General features: G+C 74.4%; 14 protein-coding genes and 1 riboswitch. Of the genes, 3 read left to right on the forward strand and 11 right to left on the reverse strand.

Going from position 1 to position 15,753, the window contains the following annotated elements; translation table 11 throughout:
* Positions 1-345 precede the first annotated feature (345 nt).
* Positions 346-2,709: a glycogen/starch/alpha-glucan phosphorylase gene (locus H6X67_RS08140; protein WP_249368030.1), complete on the forward strand. Its 2,364-nt coding sequence runs from the start codon at positions 346-348 to the stop codon at positions 2,707-2,709.
* Positions 2,710-2,810: 101 nt separating this feature from the next.
* Here H6X67_RS08140 and H6X67_RS08145 read toward each other — a convergent pair whose 3' ends face one another.
* The 3 genes from H6X67_RS08145 to H6X67_RS08155 all read right to left on the reverse strand — a co-directional run bounded on the left by H6X67_RS08145 (position 2,811) and on the right by H6X67_RS08155 (position 6,065).
* Positions 2,811-3,728: a tetratricopeptide repeat protein gene (locus tag H6X67_RS08145; protein ID WP_249368027.1), complete on the reverse strand. Its 918-nt coding sequence runs from the start codon at positions 3,726-3,728 to the stop codon at positions 2,811-2,813.
* Positions 3,729-3,849: 121 nt separating this feature from the next.
* The gene (locus H6X67_RS08150) at positions 3,850-4,875 is read right to left on the reverse strand and encodes a twin-arginine translocation signal domain-containing protein (RefSeq protein WP_249368026.1); all 1,026 of its coding nucleotides are present in this window, start codon (positions 4,873-4,875) and stop codon (positions 3,850-3,852) included.
* Positions 4,872-6,065 carry a hypothetical protein gene (locus H6X67_RS08155; RefSeq protein ID WP_249368024.1) on the reverse strand — a complete coding sequence of 398 codons (1,194 nt, stop codon included), beginning with the start codon at positions 6,063-6,065 and terminating at the stop codon, positions 4,872-4,874. The genes H6X67_RS08150 and H6X67_RS08155 overlap by 4 nt, the downstream gene beginning before the upstream one ends.
* 372 nt (positions 6,066-6,437) lie before the next feature.
* Between H6X67_RS08155 and H6X67_RS08160 the strand changes: the two genes are divergently transcribed.
* A complete protein-coding gene (locus tag H6X67_RS08160) occupies positions 6,438-7,772 on the forward strand; it encodes a coiled-coil domain-containing protein (protein WP_249368022.1) in 1,335 nt (444 codons plus the stop codon).
* Positions 7,773-7,797: 25 nt separating this feature from the next.
* Here the strand turns inward: H6X67_RS08160 and H6X67_RS08165 are convergent, their stop codons facing one another.
* On the reverse strand, positions 7,798-8,169 hold the full coding sequence (locus tag H6X67_RS08165; RefSeq protein WP_249368020.1) for a GntR family transcriptional regulator: 372 nt from the start codon (positions 8,167-8,169) through the stop codon (positions 7,798-7,800).
* Between the two features lie 54 nt (positions 8,170-8,223).
* On the opposite strand from H6X67_RS08165, the gene H6X67_RS08170 reads away from it, so the two are divergent.
* Positions 8,224-8,718, forward strand: coding sequence for a hypothetical protein (locus tag H6X67_RS08170; protein ID WP_249368018.1), 495 nt, complete (start codon positions 8,224-8,226; stop codon positions 8,716-8,718).
* A gap of 52 nt (positions 8,719-8,770) precedes the next feature.
* Here the strand turns inward: H6X67_RS08170 and H6X67_RS08175 are convergent, their stop codons facing one another.
* From H6X67_RS08175 to H6X67_RS08205, 7 genes are all read right to left on the reverse strand, one after another.
* A complete protein-coding gene (locus tag H6X67_RS08175) occupies positions 8,771-9,061 on the reverse strand; it encodes an Rv1322 family protein (protein ID WP_249368016.1) in 291 nt (96 codons plus the stop codon).
* Between the two features lie 137 nt (positions 9,062-9,198).
* On the reverse strand, positions 9,199-10,188 hold the full coding sequence (locus tag H6X67_RS08180) for a malate dehydrogenase (protein WP_249368015.1): 990 nt from the start codon (positions 10,186-10,188) through the stop codon (positions 9,199-9,201).
* A 240-nt stretch (positions 10,189-10,428) separates the two neighbouring features.
* Positions 10,429-11,793, reverse strand: coding sequence for a dicarboxylate/amino acid:cation symporter (locus H6X67_RS08185; RefSeq protein ID WP_249368014.1), 1,365 nt, complete (start codon positions 11,791-11,793; stop codon positions 10,429-10,431).
* A 185-nt stretch (positions 11,794-11,978) separates the two neighbouring features.
* Entirely contained in the window at positions 11,979-12,317 is a 339-nt protein-coding gene (locus tag H6X67_RS08190) for a DUF3017 domain-containing protein (RefSeq protein ID WP_249368012.1), read from the reverse strand.
* Positions 12,318-12,401: 84 nt separating this feature from the next.
* On the reverse strand, positions 12,402-14,135 hold the full coding sequence (gene purH, locus H6X67_RS08195; protein WP_249375220.1) for a bifunctional phosphoribosylaminoimidazolecarboxamide formyltransferase/IMP cyclohydrolase: 1,734 nt from the start codon (positions 14,133-14,135) through the stop codon (positions 12,402-12,404).
* A gap of 25 nt (positions 14,136-14,160) precedes the next feature.
* A riboswitch (ZMP/ZTP riboswitch) is annotated at positions 14,161-14,250 on the reverse strand.
* Between the two features lie 72 nt (positions 14,251-14,322).
* Complete coding sequence (purN, locus tag H6X67_RS08200) at positions 14,323-14,922, reverse strand: phosphoribosylglycinamide formyltransferase (protein WP_249368008.1); 600 nt, start codon at positions 14,920-14,922, stop codon at positions 14,323-14,325.
* Positions 14,919-15,753: cell division protein PerM (locus H6X67_RS08205; protein WP_249435502.1), on the reverse strand; the 835-nt coding region annotated here is incomplete at its 5' end. The genes H6X67_RS08205 and purN, both read right to left, overlap by 4 nt.

Below are 15,753 nucleotides of genomic sequence, written 5' to 3' on the forward strand. Positions count from 1 at the left end.
ACGTCGTCCAGCCGGATGCTCATAGGACCACGACGACGGGGCGCGGGGCGGAAGGAGAGCAGCGAGGGCGCACCACGGACCTCCATGCGGCACGCGAGGTGAGGACGGTCACAGACTACGCCCCTGGGCCCGGGCATCGTCCCCGTTGCTCGCGGGGCCGACGCCTCGCAGACGCCCTGCCCGCCGCTCGCCACCCGGTCGTCCGACGTATTCGGTACCCTGTCGCTGGACGCGTCGGGGTGGACGGGGACGCCATCCGCGTGTCACCGCCCTTGCCCCGCGCGCTCTGCACGCCGCTGCCCCACCAGGCAGCAGCGGACCCGTCGTCTGACAAGGGAAGAACTAATGACGCAGAACCTGGCTAGCACCGTGCCCTCGCAGGTGCGTGCGGTCTCCGGCCGTCCCGCCGAGGCCTCCACCCAGATGGAGGTCTGGCAGGGCCTGTCCGCCGCTGTCGTCGACGCCATCGCCGACAGCTGGCACGCCACGGACGAGCGCTACCGCGCCGGACGCATGGAGCACTACTTCTCCGCCGAGTTCCTCATGGGCCGCGCCCTGCTCAACAACCTCACCAACCTCGGCCTCGTCGAGGAGGCGCAGCGGGCCGTGGGCGCCTTCGGGCAGGACCTCACCGACGTCCTCGAGCAGGAGCCCGACGCCGCCCTGGGCAACGGCGGCCTGGGACGCCTGGCCGCCTGCTTCCTCGACTCCTGCGCCACCCTCGACCTGCCGGTCAACGGGTACGGCATCCTCTACCGCTACGGCCTGTTCAAGCAGCTCTTCGACGACGGCTTCCAGACCGAGCACCCCGACGCCTGGATGGAGGAGGGTTACCCCTTCGTCATCCGCCGTGAGGAGGCCCAGCGCATCGTCCGTTACCAGGACCTCACCGTGCGCGCCGTCCCCCACGACATGCCCATCACCGGCTACGGCACGCGCAACGTCAACACGCTGCGCCTGTGGAAGGCCGAGCCGATGGAGGAGTTCGACTACGAGGCCTTCAACTCCCAGCGCTTCACCGACGCCATCGTCGAGCGCGAGCGCACCGCTGACATCTCCCGGGTCCTCTACCCCAACGACACGACCTACGAGGGCAAGGTCCTGCGCGTGCGCCAGCAGTACTTCTTCTGCTCGGCCTCCCTGCAGGAGATCGTCGACACCTACGTCGCCCACCACGGCGAGGACCTGCGCGGCTTCTCCACCTACAACGCCGTCCAGCTCAACGACACCCACCCCGTCCTCGCCATCCCCGAGCTCATGCGCCTGCTCATGGACGAGCACCACCTGGGCTGGGACGAGGCCTGGGCCGAGGTCACCAGGACCTTCGCCTACACCAACCACACGGTGCTCGCCGAGGCCCTGGAGACCTGGGAGGTCTCCATCTTCGAGCGGCTGTTCCCGCGCGTGCTCGAGATCGTCTACGAGATCGACCGCCGCTTCCGCGAGGACATGCGCGAGCGCGGCCTCGACGAGGCCACCATCGCCTACATGGCGCCCGTCCAGGACGGCGTCGTGCGCATGGCCTGGATCGCCTGCTACGCCGCCTACTCCATCAACGGCGTCGCCGCCATCCACACGGAGATCATCAAGCGCGACACCCTCAAGGAGTGGCACGCCGTCTGGCCCGAGCGCTTCAACAACAAGACCAACGGCGTGACCCCGCGCCGCTGGCTGCGCCAGTGCAACCCGCGCCTGTCCGCCGTCCTGGACGACGTCGTCGGCGACGACTCCTGGGTGCGCGACCTGTCCGTCCTGTCCCGGCACACCGAGGGCGTCAGCGACGAGGTCCTGGACCGTCTCGCCGAGGTCAAGCGCGCCAACAAGGTGGACTTCGCCGCCTGGGTCCTCGAGCGCGAGGGCGTCGAGATCGACCCCGAGGCCGTCTTCGACGTCCAGATCAAGCGCCTGCACGAGTACAAGCGCCAGCTGCTCAACGCCCTGTACATCCTGGACCTGTACTTCCGCATGAAGGAGGACCCGTCCCTGGTGGTGCCCAAGCGCGTCTTCGTCTTCGGCGCGAAGGCCGCCCCGGGCTACGTGCGCGCCAAGGCGATCATCAAGCTCATCAACACCATCGCCGAGCTGGTCAACAATGACCCTCTCGTCTCGCGCACCCTCAAGGTCGTCTTCATCCACAACTACAACGTCTCGCCCGCCGAGCACATCATCCCGGCCGCCGACGTCTCCGAGCAGATCTCGATGGCCGGCAAGGAGGCCTCGGGCACCTCGAACATGAAGTTCATGATGAACGGCGCCCTCACCCTGGGCACCCTCGACGGCGCCAACGTCGAGATCCTCGACCAGGTCGGCGACGACAACGCCTACATCTTCGGCGCCACCGAGGACGAGCTGCCCGCGCTGCGCGAGTCCTACGACCCGCGCCAGGCCTACGAGAGCGTCCCCGGCCTCAAGCGCGTGCTCGACGCCCTCATCGACGGCACCCTCGACGACCGCGGCACGGGCGGCTTCGCCGACATCCGCCGCTCCCTGCTCGAGGCGGGCTACGAGAGCGCCGACGTCTACTACGTCCTGGGCGACTTCGCCGCCTACCGCGAGGCCAAGGACCGCATGGCCGCCGACTACGCCGACCAGCGCGCCTGGCAGCGCAAGGTGTGGGTCAACATCACCGGCTCCGGCCGCTTCTCCTCCGACCGCACGATCAGCGACTACGCCCGCGAGGTGTGGAGGATCGAGCCCGAGTCCGTGTGACGCAGCGCCCTGCGCCCGCGCAGGCGGACAGCAGGAGGCCCTGCCCGGTACGTGCCGGGCAGGGCCTCCTGCGTCGTGCTGCTGTGCTGCCGTGCCCGGGGTCAGAACAGGAGCGTCGCCAGCTGGCGGCGGGCGCGGGCGACCTCTGGGGCACTGGCGCCGATGACGTCGAAGAGCTCGAGCAGGCGCAGGCGCGCCCTCTCGCGCTCCTCGCCCGTGTGGCTGCGCACGACCTCCAGGGCGCGCCCCAGGGCGGCGTCGATGTCCCCCAGGGCCAGGGCGGCGTCGGCGCCCGCGAGCGCGGCCTCGACGTCCTCGGGCGCGGCGTCCGCGGCCGCCAGCAGCGCCCGCGGGTCCTTGCCGTCCATGCGGGCGAGCACCCGGACCTGGCTGCGCGCCACCTTCAGGGTCTCGTCACCCGGGTTCTGGGCCACGGCGTGGTCGTAGACCTCGATGGCGGCCGCGTAGTCCCCGCGCTCCATGGCCTCGCGGGCGGCGCGCTCGACCTCCGTCTCCTCGGGCTCGGCGGGAGCCTGGTCCGCGTCGACGGCGACGCGTCCGCGCACGCCGTTGGCGGCGGCGAGCTCGAGGAGCTGGTCGAGGAGCTGGCGCAGCTGCTCGTCGGCGGCCGCGCCCTGGAACATGGGCACCGGCTGGCCCGCGAGCAGCGCCAGGACCGTGGGCACGGCGGTGACCTGCAGGGCCTGGGCGACCTGTGGGGCGGCGTCGGCGTCCAGGCGCGCGAGCTCGAAGCGCCCGCCCATGTCGACAGCGAGGCGTGCGAGCTGGGCGGCGACGTCGACGGAGACCTGGGAGCGGGGTGAGAGGGCGACGACGACGACCGGCACCTCGGTGGAGACCTGGGCGACGTCGCGCAGGTTCTCGGCGGTGAGGTCGACGACGAGCGGTGCCGGGTAGACCGGGGCCTCGCCGTCGGCCCCTGGTGCCCCGGGCGCGGTGGCGGCGGGCTCCTGGCGCTGCGCGAGGGCAGACAGGTCGACGGCTCCGAACATGCTCATCTGTGGGTCCTTCCCGGGCGCAGTGGCCCGACGTGGTCTGCTGGCGTCAGCGGGGCGGGCGCCCCGTGCTGCCGCCCTGGTGTCCTTGGTGCTCCCGGCGGGTGCTCCTGGCGTCCTGCGGCTAGGCGGGGGCCTGGGAGTCGTCCCGCTCGACCGCGGCGAGCACGAGGTCCGTGCCCAGGACGGTGCTGTGGCCGCCGGTTGCGGCCGAGGGGACGGCGAAGGACACCATGGCGTCGTAGCGGGCGAGGACGACGCCGACGATCTCCGTGCTGTCGCCGAGCATGCGCCCGACGTTGCCCCCCAGCCTGAGGGTGGAGCCGGCGACCGTCTTGCGGTACTCGGTGGTGAAGGTCAGGGCCGTGGTGAAGACGGCGCCGCCGTCGGCGGTGCGCAGGCCGCGCAGGCCGTCCTCGTGGGCGGCGGCGGTGACGGTGACGGTGCCCATGCCGGACAGGTCGATGGCCCGCTCGGAGGCGATGCGCTGGCGCAGGGCGTCGTCGGCGAAGGCGGCGGCGTTGTCCCCGTCGGGGTTGTTGAGGGCGTCGAGGTAGGCCTCGACGACGGCGCGGGGCTGGGCGAGGAGCGCGGAGGACGGCTCCCCCGCCTCGGGGTTGCCCTCCGGGGCGACCTCGAGGGCGCCGACCGAGGAGCTGGGGGTCGCGGGGACCTCGACGTCGCCGAGCCTGGTCCAGGACCACAGCGTGTAGTCCTCGCGGGCCGCGTCCTGGGTGAGGGTGAGGTAGTAGGTGGGCTCGCCGTCGGCGGGCTCGGTGATGACGACGGCCGTGCGCGGGAAGCCGCTGGTGAGCCCGACGACGCCGGCCTGCACCTCGGTGGTGAAGCGGTGGACGTGGGTGTCGTCCCCGGCGAGGGTGGCCAGGGCGTACTCCTCGGTGCGCACGCGCTCGGCGGGGCCCGTGAGGCAGCCGGTCAGGAGCGTGGCGTCCTTGGCCTCGTCCGCGGCGTCCAGGCCCTTCCGGATGCGCTCGAGGACGGTGCCCAGGCGCGTGGCGTCCAGGACGGGGTGCGAGGGGGTGGCGGTGGGCCCGGTGGCGGTCGGCAGGCCCTGGGAGCAGGCGGTCAGGGCCGCGGCCGCGGCGGCGGCCGCGGCACCGGTGATGAAGGTGCGGCGGGTGCTCGTCATCGGTTGTCCTCCTCGTCGTGGCGGTCCGTGAGGGAGCCGGCGGGCTCGGCGGTGTCCTGGCTGGCGTCCTCGTCGGTGACGGCGAAGGCGGTGTCGCCCTCGAGCGCGCGAGCGCTGCGGTGGGCGGCGGTGGCCTGGGCGTCCAGCCCCGGCAGCACGGCCGAGCCCCGGGGGGCGCCGGCGTCCTGGCCGGCCGTGTCCGCCGGGGGCACGGGCGGGGCGGCGACGCCGTCGAGGTACACGGCGCCGGTGCGCGGGTCGACCCACTCCTCGCCGGCGGCCTCGGCACGCTCCTTGTCGCGCTTCTCGCGGCGGGTGAGCGGGCGGTCGGGGTCGCCGACACGCGGGATGGTGACGGTCTGCACGGAGTCGGCGGCGGCAAGCCGGGCGGCGCGCTCGGCGGCGCGGCGGCGGCGCTCCTCGTCGGCGCGACGCATCTGCAGGTCGAACAGGAGACCCCCGACACCCGCGAGGATGAGCAGGGCCCCCAGGACGAGCCCCGGGATGAAGAAGGGCGTGGCCACCGGGCGCAGCCAGGACAGGGTGAGCGTGGGGGCGGCGGAGGAGCCGTCGGTGGCGACCAGGACGACGAGGTCGGAGTCCGTGGCGTCCAGGTCGAGGGTGGCGCTGCCCCTGCCGGTGACGGTGCTCTGCCACAGGACCGAGCCGGCCGGGTTGGCGCCCGAGGCCGTCAGGGGCGTGCAGCCCGCGGCGGTCGGGGAGGCGATCGCCGTCGCGGCCGCCGTCCCGGTGGCGTCCGCGGTGGCCTGCGCGGAGGCGCTGTCCTGGGGCGCGGCCGAGGCGGTGGCCTGGGTGGCGGGAGCCGTGGCCGCTGACGGGGTGGCGTCGGCCGTGCAGCGCTCGGTCACGCTCTGGGAGGACAGGACGGTCCAGTCCGACAGGCCGGTGACGGAGACGTAGGGGTCGTCGGTGAGCCAGGCGCGAGCGTCGGCGGAGTAGGCGACGGCGATGAGCACGTTCTGCCCCTCGGCCGTGGCCGTGACCGTCACGTCGGAGCCGACGAGTCCCAGGACACCGGGCTCGACGAGCGCGTAGGGCTGGTCGGGCTCCTGGGCGAGGGACGCCGTCGCCGTCGCGCTGGGCCGCCACACGGTGGCCGAGCAGACGGCGAGCACGATGACGACGAGGCCGAGGACGGCGGCGACCGCGCTCACGATACGTCGGTTCACGACGTGGACTCCTTGCTGTCGATGACAGGACGGGCCGGCCGGGCGACCGGCCCAGGCACGCGCCCGAGCCCGGCACGCGGGCCTGACACCCCAGAATCCCACGGCCGGGGCGCTCGGCGCAGTGCTCCTGGGCAATCTCACAGCGGCCTGCGCCCTGAGCGGACGGGCGGACAGGCCCCTCACAGGAACCGGCCCGGGAGCCGCAGGATCCGGCCGGGCCCACCGCCTAGGGTTTCATGACGCGGCCGGCTGCCCCCTCGTCGTTCCGCCCTTCCGTCGCTACCCTGGGCCCAGACGGCCCGACGCCGTCCCGGCTCAACAGCACTGAGCGCCGCTGAGCACCACAGAGCACCACTGACTGGAGGCACCACCATGGCCGAGGGGACCGAGGACTTCGCCATCACCATGCGCGGCTACGACCGCGCGCAGGTCGACCAGCGCATCGAGTCCCTGAGCCGCAGCCTGGCCGAGGCGCGCCGCGAGGTCGTCAGCCTCGACCAGCGCGCCCTCACACTCGCCGGCGAGCTCGCCGAGGCGCAGCGGCGCCTGCGGGAGACGGACAAGCCCACCTACTCGGGCCTCGGCTCGCGCATCGAGCAGCTGCTGCGCAGCGCCGAGGAGCAGTCGGCCTCCGTCCTGTCCAAGGCGACCTCCGAGGCCGACGCCCTGGCGGCGCGCGCCTCCGCCAACGCCAGCCGGGTGACCGAGCGGGCCTCGGGCGAGGCGGCGACGCTCCTGGCCGACGCCCGCCGGGAGGCGGCCGAGCTGCGCTCGAACGCCGAGGCCGAGGCCTCCACCGTCCTGTCCAACGCCCGCTCCCGCGCGGACGAGCTTGTCGGCTCGGCCGAGCGCCGGGCCGCCCAGGTGGCCTCCGACGCCGCCTCCCAGGCGACGACGACGACCGCCGGGGCCGAGCGCGAGGCCGAGCTCCTGCTCGCCCAGGCCCGCAAGAGCGCCGCGGAGATCCGGGTGTCCTCCGAGCGCGAGGCCACCCGGACCCGGGAGGAGGCCGCGGCCGAGGCCGAGGCCCTGCGCTCCTCGAGCACCGCCGAGGCCACGGCCCTGCTCGAGCGCGCCCGCGCCGAGGCGGGCACGCTGCTGGACGGGGCCCGCACCGAGGCCGAGACCCTGCGCCGCCAGGCCCAGGACGAGGCCGCCGCCGCCCGCGCGGAGGCCACGGAGCTGCGTCACCAGGCCTCCCTCGAGATCGCCGCCGCCCACGAGGCGGCCGCCGCGGAGGACTCGCGCGCCCACGACGAGGCCGCCGCCCGCGTGCGCGAGATGAGCGAGGAGGCCAGGTCGCAGGCCGCTGAGGCCGAGGCCCGCCTGCAGGAGGCCGTCGACCGCGCGGAGTCCGTGCGCACGCAGACGGACGCGGCCGCCCGGGCGCGTCAGGAGGAGGCCGAGCGCCAGGCGGAGGAGCTGCTGCGTCAGGCCCGTGCGGAGGCCGAGGCGATGGTGGAGGACGCGCGGCTGAGCGCGGAGGCCCGTATCGGTGCGGCGACCCGCCAGGTCGAGGAGCTCGAGCGCCAGCGCGACTCGGTGGCCGGCTACCTGGAGGAGATGCGCGGGGTCCTGGGCGCTGCCGGGGCCCAGGGACCGGTGTACTCCGGCGTCATCACCGAGGCCCTCGACGGCGCCGAGCAGGCCCAGGAGGAGGCTGAGGAGCCGGCCTCCGAGGCTCCTGCGCCCTCGCCGGAGGACTGAGCCCAGGGCCCTGCGGGAGCCTCGCTCAGCGGGGTCCTGCTGGGCCCCAGGCGGCACGGAGGAGGGCCTGCGCCTGCGTGAGCGTCAGGCCCGCGTCCTTCATGGCGCGTGCGAAGCGCAGGGCCTCGCGCTGCCCGGCCCCGGGCTCGACGACGAAGGTCCCCAGGCGCCCCCTGCCCTCGACGACGCCCTCCTCCTCGAGGGTCCGGTATGCCTTGGCGACGGTGTTGACGGCGACGCCGAGCGCCTGCGCCAGTGCGCGGGTGGTCGGCATCCGGGTCCCGGCGCCCAGGGTGCCGTCCTCGACGTGCTGGCGCACGCCGTCGCAGATCTGGGTGAAGACGGGGACCGTCGACCCGGTGTCGAGGACGATGCCCAGGTCCTGGCTGGTGCTCATGCCACTAGTGTGCGCCCCGCGGGCCGTGCCGGCACCTGGACGTAGGCTGGCCCCATGCCGACCAGTGCCGACGAGACCCCGCTCCCCCCGCCCTCCGGCTCCAGCCCCCTCGCCCCGGAGGCCGACTGGGCGACGCAGCGGCGCGAGGCCGCGGCCGAGCGGGCCCGGATGATGCGGGCGCGCGCGGACGCCGAGCACGCCCGCGCCGCCAGGATCGTGTCCCTCTTCGTCCGGGTGGCGCGCGAGCAGGGCCTGGTGGCCCAGCCGCTCGTGGTGCAGGGCTACGGCGGGGGCACGGCGCGCACCCCGCTGCGGGGCTGGTACCTGCGTGGGGACCGGACGGTGGCCATTGACGACGAGGGCCGCTTCTACGTCCTGTCGAAGTCGCTGAGCCTGCGGGAGCGGCTCCTGGGGACCGTGCCGGTGGCGGAGCCGGTGCCGATGACCATCGGGGAGGGCGGGCGCGACGGTGACATCGTGCCGCTGCGCTTCGCGCTGGAGCGCCTGCTGCCGGGCTGGGAGGCCCTGTCCCCCGAGCCACTGGCCTGACCGCCCCGGGCCGGGAGCGGCCCGCAACGGGCCCGTGCCGCGCGCCGGCGCGTCACCACAGGTTGCGCTGCCAGCAGGAGGTGTGCCAGTGGCGGCGCTCCTGAAGGCCGCGGTCGGCCCCGAAGAGGTGGTCGTTGCTCCAGGCGACGACGTGGGGCGTGCCCGGAGGGATCTGGCGGTGGCAGGCGGGGCAGGTGTAGGGCTTGTCTCCCCCGCGCAGGTGCCGGACGGTGAAGCTGGCGCCGCCGGGGCCGGTCTGGGTGCGCGGCAGCGAGGCGAGGCGGTTCATGTCCAGGGGGACGTGTGCGGCCCCGTAGGGCCGCTTCGAGCTGCGCCGTGCCATGGCCAGACCCTATCGCCCGGCCGGACCCTGTCGCCCGGCACTGAGCCCTGGGCCCTCACGCCGGCGCCCGACCCCTCCGGTCAGGTCCCAGTGCGAGAGCCCAGGGCTCAGCGGGTGGGCCGTGGCGGGCTCAGGGCTCAGATGAGGCCCATCGAGGCGACGGTGTTCTTCTCGTCCAGGAGCTCGGCGGCGGAGGCGTCGATCCTCGCGCGGGAGAAGTCGTCGATCTCCAGGCCCTCGACGACCTTCCACTCACCGTTCTCGGAGGTGCAGGGGAAGGAGGAGATGATGCCCTCGGGGACGCCGTACTGGCCCTCGCTCATGATGGAGGAGGAGGTCCAGGAGTAGTCCTTGACGCCCAGGCACCAGTCGCGCACGTGGTCGATGGCGGCCGAGGCAGCCGAGGCGGCCGAGGAGGCGCCACGGGCCTCGATGATGGCGGCGCCGCGCTTGGCGACGGTCGGGATGAAGTCGTCCTCGACCCAGGCACGGTCGGCCAGGACCTCCGGGATGGCCTGGCCCCTGACGGTGGCGTGGGTAAGGTCCGGGTACTGGGTGGTGGAGTGGTTGCCCCAGACGGTGACCTTGTCGAGCTCGGAGACGTGGGCGCCGGTCCTGGCGGCCAGCTGGGCCAGGGCGCGGTTGTGGTCCAGTCGGGTCATCGCGGTGAAGCGGGAGGCCGGGATGTCCTTGGCGTGGGAGGCGGCGATGAGGGCGTTGGTGTTGGCGGGGTTACCGACGACGAGCACCTTGATGTCCTCGGCGGCGCCGGCGTTGAGGGCCTCGCCCTGGGGGCCGAAGATGCCGCCGTTGGCGGAGAGCAGGTCGGCGCGCTCCATGCCGGCCTTGCGGGGCATCGAGCCGACGAGGAAGGCGATGTTGGCGCCCTCGAAGGCCTGCTTGGGGTCGTCAAAGATGTCGATGGAGCCCAGCGTCGGGAAGGCGGAGTCGAAGAGCTCCATGGCGGTGCCCTCGGCGGCCTTGATGGCCGGCGGGATCTCCAGCAGCCGCAGGTTGACGCGCTGGTCGGGGCCGAGGAGGGCGCCGGAGGCGATGCGGAACAGCAGGGCGTAACCGATGTTGCCGGCGGCACCGGTGATGGTGACGTTGACGGGGGCGTTGGCCATGAAGGACTCCTTCTAGGACGTTGGCTCGGGCCGCAGGTGCCTGCAGCCGCTGGGGCGAGCCTACGGCCCGCGGCCGCCGTGCGCCCAGGACGATGGCCGCGGGCCGTGTTCACCCCTGGCGTCATCCGGGTCACACCGGGGGACGGCGGCAGGCGCCGGGACGCGTCCCGCCCTCGAGAGCGACGCTCAGGGGCGTGCTCTCGAGGGCGGGGCGGGGTCCTGAGGAGCCGAGGAGGCGGCTCAGCTCACGGCGTTCGGGCCGGCAGCGGCGGCGGAGGCGGCCAGGTCCTCCGGGGAGACCACGCCCTCGACGCTCACGCGGTCGAGGTACTTCATGCCGTCGAAGGACAGCTCGCGGGCGTTCTCGACGTCGCCGTCGTCGTGGAAGGAGCCTCCGGCCATCGCGTCGACGACGATGGCGATGGCGCCGTCACCCGTGACGTTCGTGGCGGTGCCGAAGGAGTCCAGGGCGATGTAGGTGGCGATCATGAGCGCCACCTGGGCGTCGTCGAAGCCGAGCATCGAGGACAGCAGGCCGGTGGCGGCCATGATGGCGCCTCCGGGCACGCCCGGGGCGGCGACCATCGTGATGCCGAGCATGAAGATGAAGCCGACCCACTGGGCGGCGGAGACCGTGATGCCCTGGGTCAGGACGATCGCGAAGGCGAAGGCGAAGATCTTCGAGGTGGAGCCGGCCAGGTGGATGGTGGCGCACAGCGGCACGGTGAAGGAGGCGACGGCGCCGGACACGCCGTTCCTCCTCGTCTGGGCCAGGGTCACCGGGATCGTGGCCGCGGAGGAGGAGGTGCCCAGGGCCGTGAGGTAGGCCGGCAGCATGGTGACCAGGGCCTTGAGCGGGTTGCGGCGGCCGATGGCGCCGGCGACGAGGTACTGGGCCCCGAGGATGACGACCTCGAGCAGGAGGACGACGACGACCACCCGCACGAGCGTGAGCATGATCGCCCAGGCCTCACCCGTGTAGGTGAGGTTGAGGAAGATGCCGAAGATGTGCAGCGGCAGCAGCGGGATGATGATCTTCTCGATGAGGGAGGTGATGATCGCGCGGAACTCGATGAAGCCCTTGCGCAGGACGCCGCGCGGCACCATCGCCAGGCCGATGCCGACGACGAAGCTGAGCAGCAGGGCGGTCATGACGCCGACGGCGGCGGGCATCTCGACGGTGAAGAGGCTCGTCAGGGCGCTGCCGGGCTCGGCGACGTCGGACAGGGAGCCGCTGCCCAGCAGGCGGGGGAAGACGCTCGCGCACACCAGGTAGGTGAGGAAGCCCGAGAAGAGGGTCGAGCCGTAGGCGATGGCGGCGGTGATGCCGAGCCACTTGCCCGCCCCACGGCCCAGGTCCGCGATGGCGGGCGTCACCAGGCCGATGATGATGAGCGGGATGGAGAAGCTGAGGAACTGGCTGAAGAGGTCGGAGAAGGTCGCGAAGACGCGGCCCACGCCCATGGGGACGAGGTGGGTGCCGCCGACCTTGAGGCTGCCGAGGAGCAGGGCGAGGACGATCGCGGTGAGGACCCAGACGAGGATCCCACCCTTGGCGAGGATCCCGCGCTGGTCCGCGGGGCTGTTCGTGGTCGCGGTGGACATGACCGGCCTTCCGAGGGATGGGGTCCCGGGAGCGGGGGTGCTGCCCGGTGCGTCGGCAGCATGCCACACGCGCCGCTGTCGCGCCGACTCGAGCACGCATGGCGGGTGCCGGGCGCGCCCACCCGGCCCGTGGCACCCGCTCCCCCGGGGCTCGGCGGGGCGGGCCGGGGCACGTCACCCGTCGGTCACAGCGTGCGGGGCAGCTCGATGTAGGAGCTCAGCAGGAGCAGGCCGAGCGCGAGCAGGAGGCCGAGGACGGCGTCGAACAGGCGCCCCCGGGCCGCGATCCACGTGCCGTCGGGGCGCAGCACCCGCACCACCGACAGCGCCAGGACGAGGCAGGCGAGCCACAGCACCGCGAGCCGGTGGTGGTGGGTGAGCGCCAGCGCCGGCACGCCCGCGAGCGCGACGGCGGTGGCCACGACGCTCAGCGTCGAGTACGGCTCGCGGTGGGACTCGCCCCACCCGGGGCGCCGCCCGCTGCGCGTCGGGGCGGCGGGCGCCTCCTGGTCCTCCTGGCTCACAGGCGCATCGTAGCGAGGCCGCCCCGGCCCGTCCCGGAGCCCCACGCGGGTGCCGGGACGGGCCGCGTCCGCCCCCCCCGCCGCTCAGTGGGCGAAGTGGCGGCTGCCCGTGAGGTACATGGTGACGCCGGCGGCCTGGGCGGCGGCGATGACCTCCTCGTCGCGGATGGAGCCGCCGGGCTGGACGACGGCCCTCACACCGGCGTCGATGAGCACCTGGAGGCCGTCCGCGAAGGGGAAGAAGGCGTCGGAGGCGGCCACCGCGCCGCGGGCCCGCTCGGGCGCGTCGGCGGTGAGGACCTCGGAGGCGTCGGCGCCGCCGACGGCGCCCGTCTCCTTCTGGGGCCCGGCGTCCGCGGCCGCGTCCCCGGTCGAGCGCAGGCCCAGGGTGTTGGCGCGCTCGACGGCGAGCCGGCAGGAGTCGACGCGGTTGACCTGGCCCATGCCCACGCCGACGGTGGCGCCGTCACGGGCGAGGAGGACCGCGTTGGAGCGCACCGCGCGCACCGCGCGCCAGGCGAAGCGCAGGTCCGCCAGGGTGGTCTCGTCGGCGGGTTCGCCGGAGACGAGCCGCCAGGTGGAGGGATCGTCGTCGTGGGTCTGGTAGGTGTCGCGCTGCTGGACCACCGCGCCGCCGGAGACGGGCTTGATCTCGTAGCCCTCGCGGGCCGGGGGCTCGACGAGCAGCAGGCGCAGGTTCCTCTTGGCGGACAGGATCGCCACGGCCTCGTCCTCGAAGGCGGGGGCGGCGACGACCTCGGTGAAGACGGGGGCGACCTGGCGGGCCATCTCGGCGGTGACGGTCGCGTTGGTGGCGATGACGCCGCCGTAGGCGGAGACGGGGTCGCAGCCGTGGGCCTTGCGGTGGGCCTCGGCGACGTCGCCGCTGGCGGACACGGCGATGCCGCAGGGGTTGGCGTGCTTGATGACGGCGACGGTGACGTCGTCGCCGTGGTCGTAGGCGGCCCGCAGGGCGGCGTCGGTGTCCGTGTAGTTGTTGAAGCTCATGGCCTTGCCGTGCAGCTGGGTGGCGCGGGCGACGCCGCCGGTGGTGCCGGGCTGGGTGTAGACGGCGGCCGCCTGGTGGGGGTTCTCGCCGTAGCGCAGGGTCTCCAGGCGCTCGAGCCCCAGGCCGACGTAGGCGGGAGGGACGGGAGCCGCCTGCGGCTCGCCGGCCTCGACCTGCTGGGCGAACCAGGTGGCGACGGCGGCGTCGTAGGCGGCGGTGTGGGCGTAGGCCCTGGCGGCGAGCCGGCGGCGCTCGGCGAGCTGGAAGCCCCCGGAGGCGACCGCGGCGGCGACGGCGGGGTAGTCGGCCGGGTCGGTGACGACGGCGACGGCGGGGTGGTTCTTGGCTGCGGCGCGCACCATCGAGGGCCCGCCGATGTCGATCTGCTCGACGCAGGCGTTGAAGGGGGCGCCGGAGGCGACGGTACCGGTGAAGGGGTAGAGGTTGACGACGACGAGGTCGATGGGGGCGACCCCGAGCTCGTCGAGCTGGGCCATGTGCTCGCTCTTGCGGCGGTCGGCGAGGATGCCGGCGTGGATGCGCGGGTGCAGGGTCTTGACCCTGCCCTCGAGGCACTCGGGGAAGCCGGTGACGTCCTCGACGGGGGTGACACTCAGCCCGGCGGCGGCGATGGTGGCGGCGGTGGAGCCGGTGGACAGGATCTCGACGCCGGCGCCGGCCAGCGCGGTGGCGAGCTCGACGAGCCCGGTCTTGTCGTAGACGGAGACGAGGGCCCGGCGCACGGGCACCTGCTCGGGGTCGATCAGGCCCTCGGTGGGGACGTGGGTGGTGGGGACGGGCGTGCTCATACGCGCTCCTGGTGCGATCGGTCGGCCAGGGCGCCCAGGCGGGCGACGCCCCTGCTCATCCATCGTGCGGCCGCTCCCCGGTGGTGGCCCACCCTCGCCAGTCGCGGCCGGGCCCAGCCTAGCGCCGCGGTCCCCCGGCGCGCCGGGCGGCCGGCCGTGAGCCTCGCGACGGCCGTGCCCCGACGGCTCAGCGGGGCCGGGCGGCCGCCTGGCGCGCGAGGCGGCCCACGTGCTCGACGAGCTGGGGCGTCTCCACGGCCTTGACGCGGGCGGTGAGGGCGGCCTCGTCGTCGTCGGCCAGCACGGGGACCTCCACCTGGGCCACGTGGGCGCCGGTGTCGACGCCCTCGTCCACCCAGAAGAGGGTGGCCCCGGTGCGCCGGGCCCCGGCGGCCAGGGCGTCGCGCACGGCGTGGGCGCCGTGGAAGGCCGGCAGGAGGGAGGGGTGGGTGTTGAGCACCCGCCCCTCGAAGCGGTTGAGGAAGCCGGTCCCGAGCAGGCGCATGAAGCCGGCGCAGACGACGAGGTCGGGCCGGTGGGCGCCGACGGCCGCGGCGAGGTCGAGGTCCCAGGCGGCGCGCACGGCCGGGTCGCGGCCCGTGCTCAGGGGCACGACGGCGACGGGCACGGCGGCGGCCCGGGCCAGGTCCGCGGCGGGGCACTCCTTGTCGGTGACGACGCCGACGACGCGCGCCCCGTAGGAGTCCTCCTCGCAGGCGGCCAGGAGGGCGGCGAGGTTGGAGCCGGTGCCCGAGACGAGGACGACGAGGCGTGCGGGGGTGCTCATGCGGTCTCCGTGCTGTCGTCGGTGCCGGCGTCGGTGCCGGCGCTGTCAGCGCTGTCAGAGTCCGGGCGGGCCGTGCGCTCGCGCGCCGCCTCGCGGGTGGCTGAGATCCCGGCCTCGACGCGCGAGCGCGCCCCGCTCGCGGCGCTCGCGGCCGCGTCCGCCGTCGAGCGGACCCCGCGCTCAGTGAGCGCCCGGGCCCGGGGGTGGACGAGCACGCAGCCCGCGACGAGGCCGACGCCCGTCTCGACGGCCACGAGCAGGACCGTCATCGTCGTGGCGGGCCCGACATCGGCCAGCCGCCCGGGCCCGACGGGTCCGGAGGCCGCCAGGCAGGCGAGCCAGGTCCCGGCGGCGACGACGACGGCGGCCGCGGCTCCGGCGAGCACCGACTGCCCCAGCGCCAGCCCGGCGAGCTCGTGGCGGCTGCGCCACGTGACCGCCAGGGCCGCCAGGGTGAGCAGGAGCGGCGCGTAGAGGCCAGCGCTCGAGCCCTCACCGCCCAGCGCGGCGGTGGGCAGGAGCCCGAGCACGGGCAGTGTCGGCACGGGGCCGGCGATGACGGCGTCGGGGGAGAAGAGGCTCCCCTCCCCCACGCTGAAGCCCGGCCCGGCCAGCCAGGACAGGGCCCAGACGAGGGCGTCGGGCAGCCAGGCCGCCTGGAGCAGCAGCAGGCCGAGGACGGCGACGAGCCCTCCGCCGCTGAGCGCGTCGTGGAGCCGGGACAGGCGCGGCGCGCCGTCGACGGCGGCCGCGACCAGCACGGCGGCCGCCAACGCCACGGCCGCCAGGGCCGTGGCGCGCGCCAGGTGCAGGGTCGGGTCCGCCCAGGCG

The organism is Actinomyces sp. AC-20-1 (genome assembly GCF_023369555.1).
Classification (GTDB): domain Bacteria; phylum Actinomycetota; class Actinomycetes; order Actinomycetales; family Actinomycetaceae; genus Actinomyces.

What these genes read in the sequence shown, in the direction of transcription:
- H6X67_RS08140 (WP_249368030.1), top strand. Translation starts at nt 346, where the DNA reads ATGACGCAGAACCTGGCTAGCACCGTGCCCTCGCAGGTGCGTGCGGTC.
- H6X67_RS08145 (WP_249368027.1), bottom strand. Translation starts at nt 3,728, where the DNA reads ATGAGCATGTTCGGAGCCGTCGACCTGTCTGCCCTCGCGCAGCGCCAG.
- H6X67_RS08150 (WP_249368026.1), bottom strand. Translation starts at nt 4,875, where the DNA reads ATGACGAGCACCCGCCGCACCTTCATCACCGGTGCCGCGGCCGCCGCC.
- H6X67_RS08160 (WP_249368022.1), top strand. Translation starts at nt 6,438, where the DNA reads ATGGCCGAGGGGACCGAGGACTTCGCCATCACCATGCGCGGCTACGAC.
- H6X67_RS08165 (WP_249368020.1), bottom strand. Translation starts at nt 8,169, where the DNA reads ATGAGCACCAGCCAGGACCTGGGCATCGTCCTCGACACCGGGTCGACG.
- H6X67_RS08170 (WP_249368018.1), top strand. Translation starts at nt 8,224, where the DNA reads ATGCCGACCAGTGCCGACGAGACCCCGCTCCCCCCGCCCTCCGGCTCC.
- H6X67_RS08175 (WP_249368016.1), bottom strand. Translation starts at nt 9,061, where the DNA reads ATGGCACGGCGCAGCTCGAAGCGGCCCTACGGGGCCGCACACGTCCCC.
- H6X67_RS08180 (WP_249368015.1), bottom strand. Translation starts at nt 10,188, where the DNA reads ATGGCCAACGCCCCCGTCAACGTCACCATCACCGGTGCCGCCGGCAAC.
- H6X67_RS08185 (WP_249368014.1), bottom strand. Translation starts at nt 11,793, where the DNA reads ATGTCCACCGCGACCACGAACAGCCCCGCGGACCAGCGCGGGATCCTC.
- purH (WP_249375220.1), bottom strand. Translation starts at nt 14,135, where the DNA reads ATGAGCACGCCCGTCCCCACCACCCACGTCCCCACCGAGGGCCTGATC.
- purN (WP_249368008.1), bottom strand. Translation starts at nt 14,922, where the DNA reads ATGAGCACCCCCGCACGCCTCGTCGTCCTCGTCTCGGGCACCGGCTCC.